Here is a 19,703-nt window from a genome sequence, read left to right as displayed (position 1 = left end):
AATGAGAAATAATACGCATAACCTAAGCGTATAATCAATACATTTTGATACTTCATGAAAGAACAGGTGCTGAATATAATGAAACCTTTAATATATGATTTTTCTTTGGAAGAGTTGCAGCAGTGGGCGAAAGATAACGGTGAGCCCGCTTTTCGCGGCGGGCAAATCTTCGACTGGCTGTATGTAAAGCGGGTAAGCGAGTTTGAATCCATGAGCAATTTGTCCAAGGCGCTGCGCATGAAGCTGAATGATCAGTTCAGCATCAATGCCCTTACCGAGATTACGAAGCTGGAGTCCAAGGACGGTACCGTGAAATTCCTGTTCGGTCTGCATGACGATCATGCGATCGAGACAGTTATTATGAAACATAACTATGGCAATAGCGTGTGTGTAACGACACAGGTAGGCTGCCGGATCGGCTGTACCTTCTGTGCTTCCACACTTGGTGGGCTGAAACGCGATTTGACCGCAGGCGAGATTGTTGCCCAGGTCGTCCGTTCACAGCAAATTCTTGATGCGCGCGGCGAGCGTGTCAGCAGCATTGTAATTATGGGTACAGGCGAGCCCTTTGAGAACTATGACGCAACGATGAGATTCCTGCGTCTTATGATCCATGAAAAAGGCCTGAATATTGGCCAGCGCCATATTACCGTTTCTACCAGCGGAATTGTACCGAACATTTACAAATTCGCTGAGGAAGATACACAAATCAATTTGGCCATTTCCATTCATGCGCCAAATGATGCCCTGCGCTCCAAGCTGATGCCGGTGAACCGCCGCTATCCGTTTGACGACGTGATTGAATCTCTGCGTTACTACCAGGCCAAGACTGGGCGTCGTATCAGCTTCGAGTACGCACTGATCGGCGGAGTAAACGACCAGCCAGAGCATGCGAAGGAATTGGCGGGGGTCCTCAAAACAATGCTGTGCCACGTCAACCTGATTCCGGTTAACCATGTGCCGGAGCGCAAGTATGTAAGAACTTCACGTAATGATATCTTTGAATTTCAGCGTATTTTGGCCGATCAGGGTGTGAATGTTACCATCCGCCGTGAGCAGGGCCATGATATTGCGGCCGCATGCGGACAGCTGCGCGCCAAACATATGGAGTTGGGGTGAGGATATTTGATCAGAACAGTTCATGCCAGCGACATTGGCCGGGTACGTACCGTCAATGAGGATTCGGTCTGGATCGGTGCGACGCGCCACGGTTATACTCTCGGTATTATCGCCGATGGAATGGGCGGACATTTGGCTGGCGACACCGCAAGCCGGCTCGCCTTGGAGACGATGAGGAATGCCCTTGAAGGGTTACAGCCTGATCTTTCAGAGGAAGAGCTGCGGGAGGCGCTGGCTGCCGCAATTACAGAAGCCAATGGTATTGTCCACAGCGAGGCTTCGCGCGACGAGAAGTACCATAATATGGGGACTACAGTCGTTTCTGTTCTACTGAAGGGGTCAGCGGGATATATTGGCCATATAGGGGACAGCAGGGCTTATCTGGTTAAGGACGGTGCAGCTACGCAATTAACCGAGGATCACACGCTGGTCAATGAGCTGTTCAAGAACGGCCAGATCAGCCTGGAGGAGCTCGACAACCATCCGCGCCGCAACGTGCTGACAAGAGCGGTGGGGACGGATCCCGAGGTCCATGCTGATCTGGCTCCTGTCAATCTGGCAATGGGGGAACTTCTGCTGCTATGCAGTGACGGCCTGAGTAATTTTGTCAGCCTGGAGCATATGGGTAAGGTTGCTGGAATACAAGAAATACCGTTAGAGGAAAGAGCGGATCGGTTGCTTCAGCTGGCATTGCTTGCTGGGGGCGGCGATAATATCAGCCTCGCTATGCTAGAACATCAAGGAGAGGCCGCTGTGCCCGAAACAAAGGAGTGGAATAGATGATCGGTCACGAATTGGGCGGCCGTTACCAAGTCATCGAACGGATCGGTGGAGGCGGTATGGCGCTTGTCTATAGAGCGCATGACATATTGCTCAACCGGAACGTCGCCATTAAAGTGCTGCGCAATCAATTTGTGCATGATGAGGAATTTATCCGCCGGTTTAGGCGGGAGGCGCAATCAGCCGCATCTTTATCACATCCGAATGTGGTCAGTATATATGATGTGGGGCAAGAAGACGAAGTTCATTATATTGTAATGGAATATATAGAAGGCAAGAACCTGAATGAGATCATTAAGGAACGGGCTCCGTTACAGGTAGATGAATCGGTGCGTATCGCTTCACAGATTTGCGATGCGCTCGACCATGCCCACCAGAACCAGATCATTCACCGCGATATTAAACCTCATAACATTCTGATCGGCCGCAATGGACGGGTTAAAGTAACGGACTTTGGGATTGCCCGTGCTGTTACTTCCACTACAATCACCCAGACGGGTTCAGTTGTAGGTTCAGTGCACTATTTCTCCCCGGAGCATGCCAAGGGTGTGACCACTGGAGAGAAATCTGACCTCTATTCTTTGGGTATTGTGCTCTATCAGATGCTGACGGGCGTGCTGCCGTTTCTGGGCGAAAGTCCGATCAGTGTTGCGCTAAAGCATCTGCAGGAGGAATTTGAGGAGCCGCGTCTGCTCAATCCGCTGATTCCGCAGAGTGTGGAGAATGTAATCCTGAGATCCATGCGTAAAAATCCGGAGGAACGTTATCAATCGGCCAAGCAGATGCTGCAGGATTTAGAGACATGCCTGCTGCCTGAGCGGCGCAGTGAAGCCAAATCCCTGTTCCACGATGACGGGGATGACGAGGACAGAACACGGATTATTCCGGCGATCAAGCCGCTCCAGCGGGGGCTTGGCAACCGCAGCGGCGGTGAAGACCGGATGCAAATGCAGCGGGAAGAGGATGAGATCATTCCTTCCAGCCCAGGTAAGCGGAGATGGGGCCGCCCAGCTTTATGGATTAGTCTTACACTTGTAATCTTGCTCGCTATGGGCAGTGTTGTGTGGTATGTAAATGCCAAGCTGGTCGTTGACGAAGTGACAGTGCCGGATGTGGTTAACCAAACGCTTGAGAAAGCCACTTCCATGCTGGATGAGGTAGGACTCATTGCGGAACCGGTTATGCAGTACAACCCGGATTTCGCTGAGAATATCGTATGGGAACAGGGTAAAAAAGCTGAAACAATCGTCAAAGAAGGAACGCATATCATCCTGTCGGTCAGTACAGAAAAGACTCCATCTAAAATGCTGGAATTGTCCACACAAACCTACGACGAAGCCGTTAAAGCGCTAATTGCAGAGGGTGTGGAAGAGGAACGGATCACCCCGGCAGAAGAGCACAATGATAACATTCCTGAAGGACAGGTCATTCGTTCTGAACCGGCTGCGGGGAGTGATTATGATCCCGAGACGAGCTCTATTAAGCTTTATGTCAGTCAAGGCAAAGACACGGTTACTATGCCTGATCTTACCGGTTCAACCCAGAAGCAGGCAAAAGCGAAGCTGGAGGAGCTGGGCCTTGTTCTTGATGAGGTCAAGGAAGATACCAGTTATTCCGTTGAAAAGGGACAGGTGATGAAGCAATGGCCTTATGAAGAAGGGGATACTGCTGCACCAGGCGACAAGGTCTCCATTTCCATAAGCACAGGGTTTCCGCCGGAGGCTATTGATTATGTCTTTAAAGTGCCTGTAGCTCCGTCAAGTGACGGTAAGAAGACTCAAATCCGTATTGTTTTCTCTGATGCCACCAAAGATGGAGCCCAGCAGGAATGGGGAACCCGCACGATCGCGAAGAGTCAGGTCTTATCCGTACCTCTGATCCTTGCCCCGAATAAAGACGGAGCAGTCTCAATCTACCAGAACGGAGATTATATTGAGGCTTTTGAGATCCGTTACTCGGATGCCAAAAACGGAACTGTGCAGGTGCCTGAGCCTCCGGCGACAGCGACACCTGTACCTACACCTGAACCTACTCAGGCGCCAACCGAAAGTCCGCCGGAAGAGACCATTGAACCGGAGATTTTGTCTCCACCTACGGAGGAAGGCGGAAATACGGGTGAAGTAGGTCAGAATCAGACCGGATATTTGCTGGACAACTCCAAGAATGCAAATGTACTTGCGAATGACAGCAAAAGAAATGGTGAAAATAAGGAAAAAAACATATCCAAAGAGAAAAGCTGAAGCTGAACTGGTGAATTTGACCAGGGAAGCTGCGGCAGCGAAATGACCCGGGGAGCTTCAAGCTTGGGTCATTTGCGCAAAATCAGGAGAGGAAGGCTCACTATGTATGCCTGAAGGAATAATTATCAAAGCGTTAAGCGGATATTATTACGTTAAGCCGCTCCGGGACGGAGTAATAGCGACAGAGGAAGAGGCAGTTCAATGCCGGGGGCGGGGGATTCTTAAGAAAAAAGGGGTTGCTCCGCTCGTCGGTGACCGTATAATCTATGTTCTGACCGAAAACGGGGAAGGGATGGTTGACGAGTTGCTTCCACGTGAATCGGAACTCATCCGCCCGCAGGTTGCCAACGTGAAGCTGGCTGTGCTGCTGTTCTCGGTGCGGGAGCCGGATATGAATTTGAATCTCCTGGACAAGTTTCTGGTCCACATCGAACATTCCGGTCTGAACACCCTGATTGTGCTGACCAAACAGGATTTAGCGGATGACGATGGTAAAGCAACGCAAATGGTTAAAGAGCTTTATGAGCGTATCGGCTACGAAGTGATGGTTACTAGCTCTTTAACCGGCTCCGGCAGCGATGAGCTGCGCAACCGGCTTGCCGGAGTCATCAGTGTCTTTTCCGGACAATCCGGTGTAGGCAAGTCAACGCTGCTGAACCGGCTGGTGCCCGGTCTTGAACTGGAGACGGGTGAGATCAGTCTGCGGCTCGGCCGGGGACGCCATACTACCCGCCATGTGGAGCTGATGGATATCGGTAATGGCGGCTTTGTGGCCGATACACCCGGGTTCAGCCAGTTGGACTTTTTAGAACTCGGCGTGGAGGAGCTGTCGGTCTGCTTCCGGGAGTTTGCTCCTTATGCGGAGAATTGCAAGTTCCGCGGCTGCAGTCATCTGCATGAGCCATCCTGCCGTGTCATCGAGGCATGGCAGGATGGAGAAATTGCAGACAGCCGCTATGAGCATTACAAGCTGTTCTACAATGAAATGAAAGACAAGAAGCGGAGGTACTAACTGATGATTATAATTGCCCCATCTTTGTTATCGGCGGATTTCGCCGCACTTGGTACTGAAGTAGCGGAAGCGGAAGCCAGTGGTGCAGACTGGATACACGTGGATGTGATGGACGGTCATTTTGTACCGAATATTACGCTGGGTCCGCCCATTGTCAAAGCAGTGAAGTCCCACACTTCTTTACCGCTTGATGTGCACCTGATGATTGAGAAGCCGGAACGTTACATTGCCGATTTTGCTGCAGCCGGTGCAGCGGTTATAACGGTTCACGCAGAGGCTTGTGTGCATCTCCACCGGGTTATCCATCAGATCAAGGAGCTGGGCCTGATGGCCGGCGTAGCGATCAATCCGGGGACTCCGGCTTCAGCCGTACGTGAGGTGCTTGAGGATGTGGATATGGTGCTTGTGATGACCGTGAATCCGGGCTTTGGCGGCCAAGCCTTCATTCCCCATACACTGTGTAAGATCCGGCAGATCCGGGAGTGGGCGAACGAAGCCAATCACAAAGGGCTGCGCATAGAGGTCGACGGCGGAATAGCTGAAGCAACGGCACCCCTGGTGGCTGAAGCGGGCGCAGACGCACTTGTCGCAGGCAATGCCGTGTTTGGACGCAGTGATCGCGCTGCCGCCATCAAAGCAATCCGTGAAGCAGCAGAGGCAGCAATCCGTTAATCGGGCGGCCGCCTAATTAGTCTTGAGGTATAGGCCAAGTTGTGGGTGCATAAATATGGTTACATGAGCAGAAATCTCATGTAGCCTTTTTTTGTTCCATAAGGGAGCTCTGCAGCTCGTTTGCGCAAACAGAAAAGACAGGAAAGTCTCCTAGCGTACGGCATGAATTGATGGGAGGGTTAATGATGAAATTTTACACGTTTAAGCTGCCAAGATTTTTGGGAGGTTTTGTTAAAGCGATTTTGAATACTTTTCAGAAAAGCTGAGGAAGGATCAGAACTGAAAACATGAAAAAAAGCACCTTACGTATGTAAAGGGTGCTTTTTGCTTCATATGAGATATCGCTAGGTCTAGGATAATCCAAGACTAAACGCGTTCAACTTTGCCGGCTTTCAAAGCACGGGTGCTGACGTACACGCGTTTCGGTTTGCCGTTCACTAGGATGCGGACCTTCTGAACGTTAACTCCCCAAGAACGACGGTTGCGGTTGTTTGCGTGAGACACGTGGTTGCCGCTGCCCGGTTTCTTGCCTGTTACAGTACATTTGCGGGACATAGATTACACCTCCTTGTTACTAACACCTGCATAAAACAATACTTAAATATAATATCACAGCAAAATTTGCTACGTCAACCGATTCAAAAACATTTATTTCTTTTGGCTCTTATAGTACAATATAAATTAGTGTATTATGTCCAGTTAATCATAGAATTGATTAGGCATGAAGTTAGGAAGGGGAATTCTCATTGAGTAAGCGTTCTATAAACGGAGCAGATTTTACCGCAATGGTACTCGCCGGAGCGGAAAAGCTGCAGCAGCATGCAGAGCACGTCAATTCCTTAAATGTATTTCCGGTTCCGGATGGAGATACGGGAACTAATATGAATTTGACGATGACTGCAGGCGCGAACGAATTGAAAAAGAATAATACCGCCTCTGTCGGACAATGTGCAGGAGTACTCTCCAAAGGTCTCCTGATGGGTGCACGGGGAAACTCCGGCGTTATTTTGTCACAGCTGTTCAGAGGTCTTGGACGTTCTGCAGCCCAATATGATGAATTGAACACGCAACAGTTCGCGGCAGCACTGCAGACCGGAGTGGATACGGCCTACAAAGCGGTGGTCAAGCCTGTAGAAGGCACTATACTCACCGTTGCCAAAGAAGCTGCCAGACATGCGGTGTATTACGCCCGCCGCACGACAGACATTACGGAGCTTATGACGGAGGTTCTGGCCAAAGCCAAAGAGGCATTAGCCAATACTCCGGAACTTCTTCCTGTTCTGAAGCAGGTTGGCGTTGTTGACTCTGGAGGCCAAGGTCTGGTCTACATTTATGAAGGATTTCATCAGTATCTGACAAGCGGAGTCTCCGCATCTCCGGCGTCTGTACAAGGACAAGCTCCGGTACCTGCCGTTGTAACGGCACCTGTACTCACCAAACCTGAGAATATATTGTCCTCCGTGCAGTCTTCTGCGCAATCCCAGCTGTCCACGGAAGATATCGAATTTTTATATGATATGGAATTTTTCATCAACCGCCAGCTTGGCGCAGCCGTGAAAGCGGATTTTGATGAGGAAGATTTTCGGAAAGCGTTGTCAGTTAATGGGGATTCAATCATCGTCATTTCCGATGACGACACGATCAAAGTTCATGTGCATTCCAAGACACCTGGTGAAGTGATGAGTCTGGCATTGCTCTACGGCGAGATCACCCAGATCCATATTCTGAATATGCGTGAGCAGCATCGCGATCTGCTGACAACCGGTATGGATATCGCTCCAATGCCGGATCTGTTTGCAGATATCCCTAACGAGAAGAGTGTAGTGCCTGCCCCGGCGGTTCCTCCGGCGGACGATATGGCACCGTACGGCTTCATCGCCGTATCCTCCGGCGGCGGGATTACCGATATTTTCAAAAGCCTCGGGGTCGATGCGGTTCTAGCAGGCGGACAGACCATGAATCCCAGTACGGAGGATTTCGTAAATGCGATCTCATCCATCTCGGCGAAGCATGTATATATTCTGCCTAACAACTCCAACATCGTGCTTGCTGCACAACAGGCTAAAGAGCTGCTTGAGGACGAACGGGATATCACGGTGATTCCGAGCAAGAGCATCCCGCAGGGAATTGCCGCTGCATTTGCCTTCCAGGAAGATGATGCAGTGGATGCCAATACAAGCAACATGCTGGAAGCCATCGCACATGTGAAATCCGGCCAGGTTACGAACGCCGTACGTGATACCGTGATTGAAGAGCTGGAGATCAAATCCGGACAGTATATCGGTATTTCCAATTCGAAGATCGTTGCTGCTTCCGATGAATTGCTCGCTGCAAGCAAGCAACTGCTCACAAGCATGCTGGAGAACGGCGACGAGATCGTTACGGTTCTGACCGGTGCTGAAGCAGAAGCGGAAGTGACCGCGTCACTTAGCAGCTGGCTGGAAGAGACTTATCCTCAGGTTGAAGTTGAGGTTCATGAGGGCGGGCAGCCGCTGTATTATTATCTTTTCTCGGTAGAGCCATAGGCGGAGACTGAATTCCTTCTGTCAGCATCAAAGCACACTCCGCCTCGTGCGGACTGCTTAATCATAGTTTGGGGAGGAAACCCATGAATCGTACCGTAATTGTCACAGACAGCACCTCAGATATTCCGCCGGCTCTGGCGGAAGCATACGGCATTGAGGTCGTGCCGCTGACATTAATGTTCGGCGAGGAAGCGTACAGGGACAATGTGGATATGACACCGGAGCAGTTCTATGAGCGTCTTCCCCACTCCGCGAAGCTGCCGACCACATCTCAGCCGTCTCCGGTGGAATATATGAATGTGTATCGCAGTATTCTGGAGCGTCATCAAGGCAGTACGATTCTATCGTTTCATATATCATCCGGACTTAGCGGAACTTATCAGTCTGCAGTTCTGGCCAAATCGATGCTGGATGAGGAAGGGGACGCCATCACTGTGGTAGATTCCCTGTCCGCATCCTACGGTTTCGGCTTTATGGTAGTGGAAGCGGCCAGAATGGCTAAAGAAGGTATAAGCCCGGAGGAAATTCTGTCAGCCGTGGAGAAGCTGCGCCAATCGCGCAAACTTTATTTCCTGGTAGATACACTGGAATATCTGCAAAAGGGCGGCAGAATCGGCAAAGCATCCGCCATATTGGGCACGCTGCTGAATATCAAGCCGATTCTCTCCATTGATGCGGAAGGCATCATTTATGCGGTAGAGAAGGTCAGAGGCCGGAAGAAGGCAATAGCCCGCATGATCGAGCTGTTCAAAAACGATCTGCCGGGTGTGGACAAAATCAATGTGGCTGTGGGTCATACGGCTGAACCGGCTTACGGCGAAGAATTCCTGCAGGAATTAGCCGTGCACTTCACCCTGAATGAGAAAGTGCTGACCAACATCGGCCCTGTCGTAGGCAGCCATGTCGGCAACGGTACCTTAGCCGTATTCATTTGGCCCGCGTAAATAGGGGATGAACATGAACCTGTCTTTGGAAAAAATTGAAGTGAAGCAAATAACTGGCGTGAGCGCTCAAAAGCAATCCGAGCTCCACGCCTTTGGCGTTTTTACAGTAAAGGATCTGCTGGAGTATTATCCATTCCGTTATGAGGATTTCCGCCCCCGCTCGCTGAGTGAAGTGAAGCATGGTGACAAGGCTACCCTGGTGGCCAAGGTGATTGGCATCCCTGTACTTCAGCGGTTTGGCGGCAAGTCGCGCTTAAGCTGCAAGATGGTGGCTGAACCCTGGATGTTCACCGCTACTTGGTTCAATCAGCATTATGTGCGCGAGCAGTTGACTGTCGGCCGGGAGATCGTGCTAACCGGCAAATGGGACCAGAAGCGCAGCCAGATTACGGTGACAGATTATGAGTTCCCGGACCGCGGGGAGGGCAAGACAGGCACCCTGCAGCCGGTATACTCTGTGGGCGGCAAGATCACCCAGTCCTGGATCCGCAAGGTTATTAACCAGGGCATGCAGCAGTTCGGAGAGATGATTCCGGAAATATTGCCGCAGGTCATTATGCGAAAATATGATTTTATGCCCCGCAAACGGGCGATTGCTACGATCCACCAGCCGGAGGATACCCGCGAAGGCCAGCAGGGACGGCGCAGAATGGTGTATGAAGAGCTGTTTCTGTTCCAGCTTAAGGTGCAGGCCTTCCGGGTGCTGAACCACGGCAGAATGGACGGTGTAGTGCATACAGTTGATAACTCAACCGTCCGCTCCTTTGTGCGCAGTCTGCCGTTTGAATTGACGGATGCGCAGAAGCATGTGGAGCTGGAGATTCTGCAGGACATGAGGTCCGGGTACTGCATGAACCGGCTGCTGCAGGGGGATGTTGGCTCAGGCAAAACGGTGCTTGCGGCGATTGCGCTCTTTGCCACCGTGAGGTCGGGGTTTCAGGGCGCGCTGATGGTGCCGACGGAGATTCTGGCCGAGCAGCATATGCGCTCGCTGACCAAAATGTTTGAGCCGTTTGGCATCACGGTAGGCCTGTTGACGGGCAGTGTCTCAGGGCGCAAACGCAAGGATCTGCTGGCCTCACTTCAAATGGGCGTGCTGGACGTCGTGGTCGGCACCCATGCTTTGATACAGGATGATGTATTCTTCCGCGGGCTGGGGCTTGTGGTTACCGACGAACAGCACCGCTTCGGAGTGAACCAGCGCAGTGTCCTCCGGCGTAAAGGGTATAACCCGGATGTGCTGACGATGACGGCGACCCCGATCCCGCGGACACTAGCGATTACGGTTTTTGGGGATATGGACGTCTCGACTTTGTCAGAGCGGCCTAAAGGACGGGTTCCAATCACGACTTATTGGGTGAAGCATGATCTGATGGAGCGAGTGCTGAACCTGGTCAGCCGTGAGATTGATAAAGGCCGTCAAGCCTATCTCATCTGCCCCCTGATCGAAGAGTCGGAGAAGCTGGATGTGCAGAATGCGATAGACCTGCATGTCCAGATGTCCCAGGCCTTTCCGAACTATAAAGTTGGGCTGCTGCATGGACGGATGACGCCGGGTGAGAAAGATGAAGTGATGCGCGCCTTCTACAGCAACGAGCTTCAGCTGCTTGTCTCCACTACGGTCGTAGAAGTTGGCGTCGATGTTCCCAATGCCACGCTGATGATCATCATGGATGCGGACCGCTTCGGTTTGTCACAGCTGCATCAGCTGCGCGGGCGGGTCGGTAGAGGCCAGCATGCGTCCTACTGTGTACTTGTGGCTGATCCCAAGTCGGAGATCGGCCGGGAGCGGATGACCGCCATGACCGATACGGACGACGGATTTGAGGTCTCCCGCCGTGACCTGGAGCTAAGAGGCCCGGGGGATTTCTTTGGTACGAAGCAAAGCGGTCTGCCGGAATTCCGGCTGGCGGATATGACTGCGGATTTTGAGACATTGGAGCAGGCGCGCGACGATGCTGCGGAGCTGCTGAAGGATTCTTCCTTTTGGACATCCCCAGATTATGCGCCGCTGCGGAGCTATTTGCAGAACGAACAAATATTCCAGGGGGATATTATCGATTAAATAGGCACATGCGGCAACCGGCCCTCATATACTGTGAATGATTGGATATGACGGGAGGTGCTGCGCTTGGGTTATCAGCAATTCGGAATCAGTCCGCAGCTGGTGGAACGCATCAAGCTAAAGATGAAGAATCCGGCAGTCAAGGAACGCATCAAAAATATGATTAACGGTATTTCCAAGCAAGAGCTGCAGGACACAGGAGTTGTGCGCAGGCTGGTACGCAATGCTGCGGCAGTAATGGGTGAGAAGCTGTCGTCAGCCCAGGAAGAGCAAATCGTGAAATTTGTGATCGCACAGAAGATTGATCCGAGCAATACGTTTCACCTGATCCGGTTATGGGGCATGTTCCGTTGAAGAAACGGGCGGTTGTTAGACCCGGATCTGGCAGATAGGAAAAGGCGTTCCCGCGCTGCAGTAGCGGGAACGCCTTTTTCATAGGTTATAGCCATTCACAGTTCAGGAAAGTCCGGCAGAGTCATCTTTCAGCTGATTTTTTTGCGGAAAAAATCGGCGATGCCCCGGCCCTGCGCTGCGCGCACGACAATGAGGCTGTCCTCGTCGCATTCCTTCACAATTGAAGTCAAAGTGGCTTCCTCCATCTTGCTGGCAAGACAGAAGAGTGTGCCTTTCTCTCCCGCCGGCCCGGAAGTCTGGACAAGTTTGGTCTCCCGCTCGAGCGTTTGGTGGAGCGCTTTGGAGATTTCATCACAGTGGCTGCTGGTAATCCAGACAGCCTGGGAGCGCGATAGGTCCCGAAGCGAGATCCGGATGCCTTCAAAGGCCAGCAGGTAGGCGATAATGCTATACATCGCCTGGTCCCAGCCAAACAGCACTCCTCCGAATAGCAGGATGAAACAGTTGAGCAGCATAATGACGGTTTCCGCCGATTTCGGCAAGCTGCCGCTTAGCAAGACATAACCCTGTTCACTGGTTTTGTTGCTGATGCCACCGAAGCGGATTGAAATACCGATTCCAAAGCCAAGGCAGAGACCACCAGCTATTGCTGCAGCAAGCGGCTCACTGACAACGGGTGGAAAGTGATGCAAGGCTAATGAGCCTATGGTTAAGCAGATCAACCCGAGCATCGTATAAAGGGCAAACCGAATGTCAATCTGCCTGCGCGACAAAAGAATAAACGGCAGATTGAACAGAAACAGAAACAGGCCAAGCCGCATTTCGGTAAGATGGGCGAGCAGAGCAGACAGTCCGGCAATTCCGCCAGGAACCAGCTTATGCGGAATCAGAAACAGCTCCAGCCCGACAGCGGCCAGCAGTCCTCCGCCAATGACGGAGAGAAAACGGATTCCCTTGTGCTGTGGCGGGGGGGATTTCCCGCGTAAACGTTTCTTCATACACGTTCCTCCCTTCAACAGGGAACTCTATTTACTCTTTGTCGAGTACAGGGGCAGCTTGTTTTGCTTTGCGTGCGAGATGCCGCTTTTCGAATTTAAATACCTTATCCAGGAGCTTATAAATCGTCTTGGACTCCTTTGTCAGCAGCGGACCAAGGATGGCCAGCATCAATACGTACATGGCAGCGAATGGCTGAAGGATCGCCATCAGTCCGCCCGCTTTGCCAAGATTGGCCATAATAATGGAGAACTCCCCACGGGAGACGATAGTTAGGCCAATGTTGGACGAAGCCCGCGGACTGAGACCTGCACTGCGTCCCGCCAGCATTCCTGCCAAGAAATTTCCGAACAGTGTTATGATTACCGCAGCTAATGAATACCAGAACGCTTCTCCTCCGAGGGAGAGCGGGTCAATGGTCAAACCGAAGCTGAAAAAGAAGATGGCTCCAAAGAAGTCACGGAACGGGATGACCAGTTTCTCAATCCGTTTCACATGCTCGGTTTCGGCGAGCACCAGTCCGACAAGCAATGCTCCGATCGCTTCGGCGACATGGATCGTTTCAGAGAAGCCGGCAATGAGAAAGAGGGCACCGAAGATGACAAGCGCGAATAATTCACTGGAACGGATGTTCAGGACGCGGTTGAGCCAGGGAACTAGCTTGCGTCCGATAATGAGGAGGGCCAGCATATATCCAAGCGCGAGCAGCGCGGACAGCAGTACGCCGCCAAGCGACGAAGAGCCGCTGAGGACAAGACCCGAGAGAATGGAGATGTAGACTGCGAGAAAAACATCCTCGAACATGATGATGCCGAGAATCATTTCAGTCTCGGGATTTGCGGTTCGCTTCAAATCAACCAATACCTTGGCTACAATCGCACTGGAAGAGATTGTGGTGATTCCGGCAATAATCAGAATCTCCTCCAGAGGGAAACCGAGTGCCCAGCCGAAGACCAGCCCCAGTGTGAAATTGATCAGGATATATATCGTACCGCCGGTTACGATCGAACGTCCTGCTTTGACAAGCCGGCCCACGGAGAACTCCAGCCCCAGATAGAACAGCAGGAAGAGTACGCCGATGCGGCCCATAAATTCGATCAGGGAAGCACTTTCGATAAAGCGGAAATCGAGATGCCAAATTTTGAAGGCGTGGGGCCCAACGGCCATCCCGATAAGAATATAGAAAGGAATTACAGAAAAGCGGAGTTTGGTGGAGATGATTCCGGCAAGCGCAATCAGGACAATGGCCAGGCCTACTTCAAAAATAATATAATGGCTCATCTATTAACCACATCCATTTCGTAGAATGTGTTTGAACTGCTTATGCTGATGTCTCTCCCCGGCAGCAACAACGGTACAGTTCGCCTTCAGCAAAACTTCCGGTCCAGGACTTAGATGTTTCTGGTGGTTTTTTTCAATGATCGCAATAATAGTGACGCCTGCACGTGCACGAACATCCAGTTCGCCGATCGTATGCCCGATACATTTGAAGCCTGACTCGAGGCGGTACCATTCGATGATCAAATCATCCAGTGCCACCTCAATGGACTCCAGGGCCTTGGGCTTATAGGTGACTCCGCCGATAATGGCAGAGATATGCCTTGCTTCATCATCGTCCAGTGCAACCATGGATACACTCTGATCCGGATCATCATAATCAAAATGGTACAGCTCGCGTCTGCCGTCGTCATGCACAATGACCACTAGCTTGTCGCCGCTGCGCGTTTGCAGCAGGAATTTTTTGCCGATTCCGGGCAGATCTGATTCTCTATAGTTCATGAAAGTCCAGCCTCCAATTGATATGTCATAAGATTGTTCTTCTGTGTGAGCCAATATGCATTTCTTTTTCTGTCGTTAAATGGGGCGATGCACCAAATTTGAAGTATATCTAAGCGGTTGCAGCAGCAGTCGCTTCAGCGTAATGTAAATAATTGGGGATAACGAAACAACAAGTACAGGTACGGGAGATTCCGGCAGAACTACCGGAGTGATCCCATGATGCGGTAAGCGGACAGCGGGTACAATTTTAATTGGTGTTGAATGTGCACGAACCGGTGTCGCCATTTTATGCTCGTAGCGTTCAAATTTGTAGGTCTCCCCTTCATCCTCCACAGTGCTGAAAGCACCGATGGCTCCGGCTATCAGGGTAAACAGAAGAATCGGAATAAATGCGGACCGAAGCAGTTTTGAGTAGGGGGAATACGCTAGATATGCCCTCATGAGATCACCTCCTTACTGTATCTTGTATATAAAGCATAACATACGTTCTTAGCCGGGCCAAATTCAAATCAGATCTTTTTTCATTTTTCAAGGCTGAAAAACTGAAACTGATGGAGAAATAAAGCGTATTTTAAAGTAAATCTTACTTTTTATATTTTTTTTGAAAGAGGAGAGATGGATTTGAACGGACAGAGCTTTATTAGCGGTTTTGGGCAATTTCCGCAGGGCAGTTTTTTTTGGAGTTTTATCTATGGAATGCCTTTCTTTTTTAAGCTGATTTTTTTGCTGGTGATTGGTTTTTTTATCTTTTTTATCATCAAATCCATTAGCATCTGGAGTAATAATAATGCCAGTCCCTTGGTCTCCGTGTACGCTGCGGCAATGACCAAACGGACACAGGTTTGGGGCGGATCAGGCGATTCAGGGGCCCATACGAGCTACTATGTAACATTTGAGTTTCAAGATGGACGCCGCGTCGAACTGCAGGTACCGAATAAGGCATTTGGATTGATTGTTGAAGGAGACCGGGGGGAGCTTGTATATCAGGGAACCAGGTTTAAGGGCTTTGAGCATCCCTGTTTTCAAAATACTGAAGGCTAATCGTCCTTGTTTGCAGATGTTTCTGAGCAAGCTTTGAAAAATGTTCTTAAATTTTCAGAATTCTGCGGTTAATTTTGGGTAAAACTCCATATAAGTGATTTGCTATACACCAATTTATAACATGAGAGGAGCTGACAGCTTGAATTCGAACTCTGCCAATCAGCAAGATCAACAGCCGTTTCATCTGCTGGAGAAAGAGGAAGTCCTGAAACGGCTGGAGACAAGAGAAGAGGGATTAACTTCAGAACAGGCGGCGCAGCTGCTGGAGCGGTACGGGAAAAATATGCTGCAGGAGGCAAAGCCAAAGTCGCTGCTGGCCAAATTTATTGAGCAGTTCAAAAATGTAATGATCTTTATTCTGCTGGCGGCTGCGGTGTTGTCGGGTATTCTCGGGGAATGGACGGATACAATCATTATCCTGCTGGTTGTTATATTGAATGCGGTGCTTGGAGTCATCCAGGAAAATAAGGCAGAACAGGCCCTGGAAGCGCTGAAAAGCATGTCTTCGCCGCATGCCCGGGTCCGCCGCAGCGGTCAGGTGACGGAGATCAAGAGTGAGGAGCTTGTGCCCGGTGATATTGTTCTGCTGGAAGCAGGCAATGTCGTACCTGCCGATGTCAGGCTACTGGAAACAGCATCACTTCAGACGGAGGAAGCCGCGTTAACCGGCGAGTCGCTGCCTTCGGATAAGCATGCTGACAAACTGGAGGGGACAGATCTCGTAATCGGCGACCGGACAAATATGGCATATATGAGCAGCAGCGTCACTTACGGAAGAGCTATAGGCGTCGTTACAGCCACGGGGATGAAGACTGAGGTCGGAAGAATTGCCGGCTTTATCGCAGAGGAAGAAACGGATGTCACTCCGCTGCAGAAGAAGCTGGATGAACTGGGGAAATACTTCACCTATATTATTTTGGGCGTGTGTGTAGTCATTTTTGCCGTAGGATTGCTCCAGGGCAGAGAAATGCTGGATATGCTGCTCACCTCGATCTCGCTGGCGGTTGCGGCGATTCCTGAAGGACTGCCGGCGATCGTAACGATCATTCTGGCGCTTGGCGTTCAGCGCATGGCCGGACGTAAAGCGATTATCCGCAAGCTGCCTGCAGTGGAGACGCTCGGTAGTACTGAAATTATCTGCTCCGACAAAACAGGAACATTGACACTCAACAAAATGACTGTCGAGAAGCTGTACGCCAATGGAGCAACTATTGAGGCGACCGAACAGCTTAAGGAAACTCCGGGCGGTGAGCTGCTGCTGCAGGCGATGACACTGTGCAATGACTCCAGCATTGACGAAGGCAGCACTGCCGGGAAGCAAGGTTCAGAGAACACAAAAGGGGATAAAGCCGGCGGGACCAAAAGCGGCAAAGCGATTATCGGGGATCCCACGGAGACAGCCCTTGTGGACTATGCGCTGAGCATCGGCACTGACAAGCGGGAGCTGGAGAAGCAGTATCCCCGGAAAAGCGAGCTGCCCTTTGACTCGGACCGCAAGCTGATGACAACGATTCATCAGGTGGAGGCAGGAAAGTTCCGCGGCCTTACGAAAGGTGCTCCCGATGTGCTGCTTTCCAAGTGCAGCCATATTTATGAGGCCGGGGAGCTCATTCCGCTCACAGAGGAGCATTCCCGCAAGATCACTGCAAGCAATAAGGCGCTTGCCGATGAAGCGCTGCGGGTGCTGGCTTTTGCCTATCGTGATTATGCAGAGCTTCCAGACAGACCTTCACCGGATACAACAGAGAAGGATCTGGTATTCATCGGCCTCGTCGGGATGATTGATCCTCCGCGCGATGAAGTGCGCGACGCTGTAGCAGTCTGCCGCAAGGCGGGTATCCGTCCTGTCATGATTACCGGAGACCACAGGGACACTGCTGCGGCTATCGCCAAGCGGCTGGGTATCATCGATGACGACAAGAGTGTACTGACCGGACGCGAACTGGATAAGATCAGCGAGGCGGATTTTGCAAATAGGGTCGAGGATTATTCCGTATATGCCCGTGTCTCTCCAGAGCACAAGGTAAGGATCGTCAAAGCGTGGAGAAAAAAGGGCAAGATTGTGGCTATGACTGGAGACGGGGTGAACGATGCACCGGCTTTGAAGTCAGCGGATATCGGTGTGGGCATGGGGATTACGGGAACGGATGTCGCGAAAGGCGTATCCGACATGGTGCTGGCCGACGATAACTTCACGACGATTGTAGTTGCGGTGGAAGAAGGGCGGAAGGTCTACAGCAATATCCGCAAAGCTATCCAGTTCCTGCTCTCCGCCAACCTTGGGGAAGTGCTGACCCTGTTCATCGCCACAATGATCGGCTGGCGGATTCTTGAGCCTATTCACATCCTCTGGATCAACCTGGTGACGGATACGCTGCCTGCGCTGGCACTGGGACTGGAAAAAGCCGGGGAAGACGTAATGACGAAGAAACCCCGTAAGTCCAGCAGTAGTATTTTTTCCGGTGGTGTGGGGGCAGGGATTGTCTACCAGGGGATCATCGAAGCGGCACTGACACTGCTCGTCTATAACTGGGCGCATACCCATTATGATGAGGGTGTGGCAGTTACGATGGCTTTTGCCACCCTCGGTCTGCTTCAAATTACACATGCCTTCAACGTCAGATCCAATACGAAATCTCTGTTCCAGATCGGTTTGTTCAGCAACAAATATATGCTGGGCGCGTCGGTGATTTCCGGACTGCTGCTCGTGCTGGTCATCATTATTCCGGGTCTGAACGATTGGTTTGGTGTACAGCATCTGAACGGTTTGCAGTGGTGGATTGTCTGCGGGGCAGCCGTGTCCATCGTTGTTTTAGTTGAACTGGTGAAGCTGTTTGTCCGCCTGAGCGGCAAAGGCAAAGGTTGGGACTAGTGAAACCGGATCACATCAGTTGATTTAAAATGTAAAAGAGCTTGGTCTTCTTTAGCAGGAGACCAGGCTCTTCTTTACTTCAGCAGCCTGCGGTGCTATTTGGTTACAGCACGCGCTGCATATGCAGTATTACGTTACTCCAATATCCGCTGTCCAGTTCGCTGATCTGTACACCGGGATCACCCCAGGTATGGATGAACTTTCCGTCGCCGATATAAATACCTACATGCCCCGGTATGGCGTCACTGTCAAAACGTCCTGGCACGGTGAAAAAAATCAGATCTCCGGTCTGCAGCTCACTTCGGCTTACCCGTCTGCCAATGTTGTCCTGGTCTTTAGCCAGTCGGGGCAGATCCACGCCAAACCTTTTAAATACATGCTTTGTGAAGGAGGAGCAGTCGAAACGTCCGGTATCCTCATAAGGACCTGCGCCAAAATCGTAAGGTACACCCAGAAATCTTCTGGCAAAGGCAACTAGTTGACCGGTATCAACGTTCGAAGCGCTCTGGATTCGCAGCGGTTTGGCCATATTGGAGTTACCGTTTTTTTCAGTATTGCTAAGGACTTCCTTGTCTGACGGTAAAGCGATATTGATCTCACCGCTGGTGGGGTTCCAGCCGACCTCAGTTTGGAGCAGCTTGGACAAAGCTGTCGGTGTGATATAGATTTGACCGTCACGGCGCACCGGCGCGTCAGGCAGAGTGATTTTTTCGCCCAGTGAAAAGACCTGAGTGGAGTTGGGGCGCAGCATGTACATCACATCCGTATAGCCGAGCTTGGCATAACCTCCGCTGGCGGTGTCATCCTTCATCCGGTAGCCGATTGAGGCAGCGGCGGGTTTCAGCGGAATCCAGAACTTTCCCTGCTTGTCGGTGACATGGGATTTCTCATAATAGCTGCCCGCAAAAGTGCCGGCTGGCGTTACCGAATTGATTTTTGGCTTTTCCTCGTTTTTGTAATACCCGCATGCGCTGGTGGACATAACAATGGCAAGGATCACAGCAGTTTTCTTGAATGTTATAGTTGGATAAGCAAATGTCATCGGACACTCTCCATGTTCAGACTGTAAGTTCAGTTTGTGCAAGGAGATTTTTTTTATAAGATCAGAAGGTGTGAACATCTTGGCTTAGCTTCCTGATCTTGCAAGAAAAGCATCCTCTAAGGAAGGATTCGACGACATCCCCGAAATGACAACAATCGAAGCTTTTCTTTTTAGATCAGAAGGTGTGAACATCTTGGCTTAGCTTCCTGATCTTGCAAGAATAAATTGGAGAGCCGATAAGTCATTGACGGATAAAGGACCG

General features: G+C 51.0%; 18 protein-coding genes. 12 read left to right on the top strand and 6 right to left on the bottom strand.

Translation table 11 applies throughout. The annotated features are described in order from the left end of the window. Positions 1–78 precede the first annotated feature (78 nt). The 6 genes from rlmN (at position 79) to spoVM (ending at position 6,089) form a co-directional block, all read left to right on the top strand. Positions 79–1,119, top strand: coding sequence for a dual-specificity RNA methyltransferase RlmN (gene rlmN / locus AC3WT9_RS08345; protein WP_038590574.1), 1,041 nt, complete (start codon positions 79–81; stop codon positions 1,117–1,119). 6 nt (positions 1,120–1,125) lie between these two features. After that, positions 1,126–1,902 (top strand): Stp1/IreP family PP2C-type Ser/Thr phosphatase, encoded by a 777-nt coding sequence (locus tag AC3WT9_RS08340; RefSeq protein WP_341092445.1) that lies wholly within the window; start codon positions 1,126–1,128, stop codon positions 1,900–1,902. Then, positions 1,899–4,139 (top strand): Stk1 family PASTA domain-containing Ser/Thr kinase, encoded by a 2,241-nt coding sequence (gene pknB, locus AC3WT9_RS08335; RefSeq protein WP_341378330.1) that lies wholly within the window; start codon positions 1,899–1,901, stop codon positions 4,137–4,139. The genes AC3WT9_RS08340 and pknB overlap by 4 nt, the downstream gene beginning before the upstream one ends. 106 nt (positions 4,140–4,245) lie before the next feature. After that, the gene (rsgA, locus tag AC3WT9_RS08330; RefSeq protein WP_341092449.1) at positions 4,246–5,151 is read left to right on the top strand and encodes a ribosome small subunit-dependent GTPase A; all 906 of its coding nucleotides are present in this window, start codon (positions 4,246–4,248) and stop codon (positions 5,149–5,151) included. Between the two features lie 3 nt (positions 5,152–5,154). Then, positions 5,155–5,823: a ribulose-phosphate 3-epimerase gene (rpe, locus tag AC3WT9_RS08325; RefSeq protein WP_341092450.1), complete on the top strand. Its 669-nt coding sequence runs from the start codon at positions 5,155–5,157 to the stop codon at positions 5,821–5,823. A 185-nt stretch (positions 5,824–6,008) separates the two neighbouring features. Then, positions 6,009–6,089 carry a stage V sporulation protein SpoVM gene (spoVM, locus tag AC3WT9_RS08320; RefSeq protein ID WP_020431362.1) on the top strand — a complete coding sequence of 27 codons (81 nt, stop codon included), beginning with the start codon at positions 6,009–6,011 and terminating at the stop codon, positions 6,087–6,089. Between the two features lie 100 nt (positions 6,090–6,189). Here the strand turns inward: spoVM and rpmB are convergent, their stop codons facing one another. Next, entirely contained in the window at positions 6,190–6,378 is a 189-nt protein-coding gene (gene rpmB / locus AC3WT9_RS08315) for a 50S ribosomal protein L28 (RefSeq protein ID WP_019911441.1), read from the bottom strand. A 191-nt stretch (positions 6,379–6,569) separates the two neighbouring features. Between rpmB and AC3WT9_RS08310 the strand changes: the two genes are divergently transcribed. The 4 genes from AC3WT9_RS08310 to AC3WT9_RS08295 all read left to right on the top strand — a co-directional run bounded on the left by AC3WT9_RS08310 (position 6,570) and on the right by AC3WT9_RS08295 (position 11,711). Continuing rightward, a complete protein-coding gene (locus tag AC3WT9_RS08310) occupies positions 6,570–8,348 on the top strand; it encodes a DAK2 domain-containing protein (RefSeq protein ID WP_341092451.1) in 1,779 nt (592 codons plus the stop codon). Positions 8,349–8,431: 83 nt separating this feature from the next. Continuing rightward, positions 8,432–9,292 (top strand): DegV family protein, encoded by an 861-nt coding sequence (locus tag AC3WT9_RS08305; RefSeq protein WP_341378331.1) that lies wholly within the window; start codon positions 8,432–8,434, stop codon positions 9,290–9,292. Between the two features lie 13 nt (positions 9,293–9,305). Further along, positions 9,306–11,357: an ATP-dependent DNA helicase RecG gene (gene recG / locus AC3WT9_RS08300; protein WP_341378332.1), complete on the top strand. Its 2,052-nt coding sequence runs from the start codon at positions 9,306–9,308 to the stop codon at positions 11,355–11,357. A 66-nt stretch (positions 11,358–11,423) separates the two neighbouring features. Continuing rightward, complete coding sequence (locus AC3WT9_RS08295; protein ID WP_341378333.1) at positions 11,424–11,711, top strand: stage VI sporulation protein F; 288 nt, start codon at positions 11,424–11,426, stop codon at positions 11,709–11,711. A gap of 128 nt (positions 11,712–11,839) precedes the next feature. Here AC3WT9_RS08295 and AC3WT9_RS08290 read toward each other — a convergent pair whose 3' ends face one another. From AC3WT9_RS08290 to AC3WT9_RS08275, 4 genes are all read right to left on the bottom strand, one after another. Then, positions 11,840–12,709: a YitT family protein gene (locus tag AC3WT9_RS08290; protein ID WP_341378334.1), complete on the bottom strand. Its 870-nt coding sequence runs from the start codon at positions 12,707–12,709 to the stop codon at positions 11,840–11,842. Positions 12,710–12,740: 31 nt separating this feature from the next. Next, positions 12,741–13,988 (bottom strand): cation:proton antiporter, encoded by a 1,248-nt coding sequence (locus AC3WT9_RS08285; protein WP_341092457.1) that lies wholly within the window; start codon positions 13,986–13,988, stop codon positions 12,741–12,743. 3 nt (positions 13,989–13,991) lie between these two features. Continuing rightward, entirely contained in the window at positions 13,992–14,486 is a 495-nt protein-coding gene (locus AC3WT9_RS08280; RefSeq protein WP_341092458.1) for a cation:proton antiporter regulatory subunit, read from the bottom strand. A 75-nt stretch (positions 14,487–14,561) separates the two neighbouring features. After that, the gene (locus AC3WT9_RS08275) at positions 14,562–14,927 is read right to left on the bottom strand and encodes a hypothetical protein (RefSeq protein WP_341092459.1); all 366 of its coding nucleotides are present in this window, start codon (positions 14,925–14,927) and stop codon (positions 14,562–14,564) included. Between the two features lie 180 nt (positions 14,928–15,107). On the opposite strand from AC3WT9_RS08275, the gene AC3WT9_RS08270 reads away from it, so the two are divergent. Next, positions 15,108–15,527 carry a DUF2500 domain-containing protein gene (locus AC3WT9_RS08270; protein WP_341378336.1) on the top strand — a complete coding sequence of 140 codons (420 nt, stop codon included), beginning with the start codon at positions 15,108–15,110 and terminating at the stop codon, positions 15,525–15,527. Between the two features lie 139 nt (positions 15,528–15,666). Continuing rightward, a complete protein-coding gene (locus tag AC3WT9_RS08265; protein ID WP_445744966.1) occupies positions 15,667–18,399 on the top strand; it encodes a calcium-translocating P-type ATPase, SERCA-type in 2,733 nt (910 codons plus the stop codon). Between the two features lie 103 nt (positions 18,400–18,502). Here AC3WT9_RS08265 and AC3WT9_RS08260 read toward each other — a convergent pair whose 3' ends face one another. Next, complete coding sequence (locus AC3WT9_RS08260) at positions 18,503–19,441, bottom strand: C40 family peptidase (protein WP_341378337.1); 939 nt, start codon at positions 19,439–19,441, stop codon at positions 18,503–18,505. Positions 19,442–19,703 lie beyond the last annotated feature (262 nt).

The organism is Paenibacillus sp. EB106-06-01-XG199, from assembly GCF_058791575.1.
Note: the sequence above shows the minus strand (reverse complement) of the source record. Positions and strands in the feature narration are given on the sequence as shown.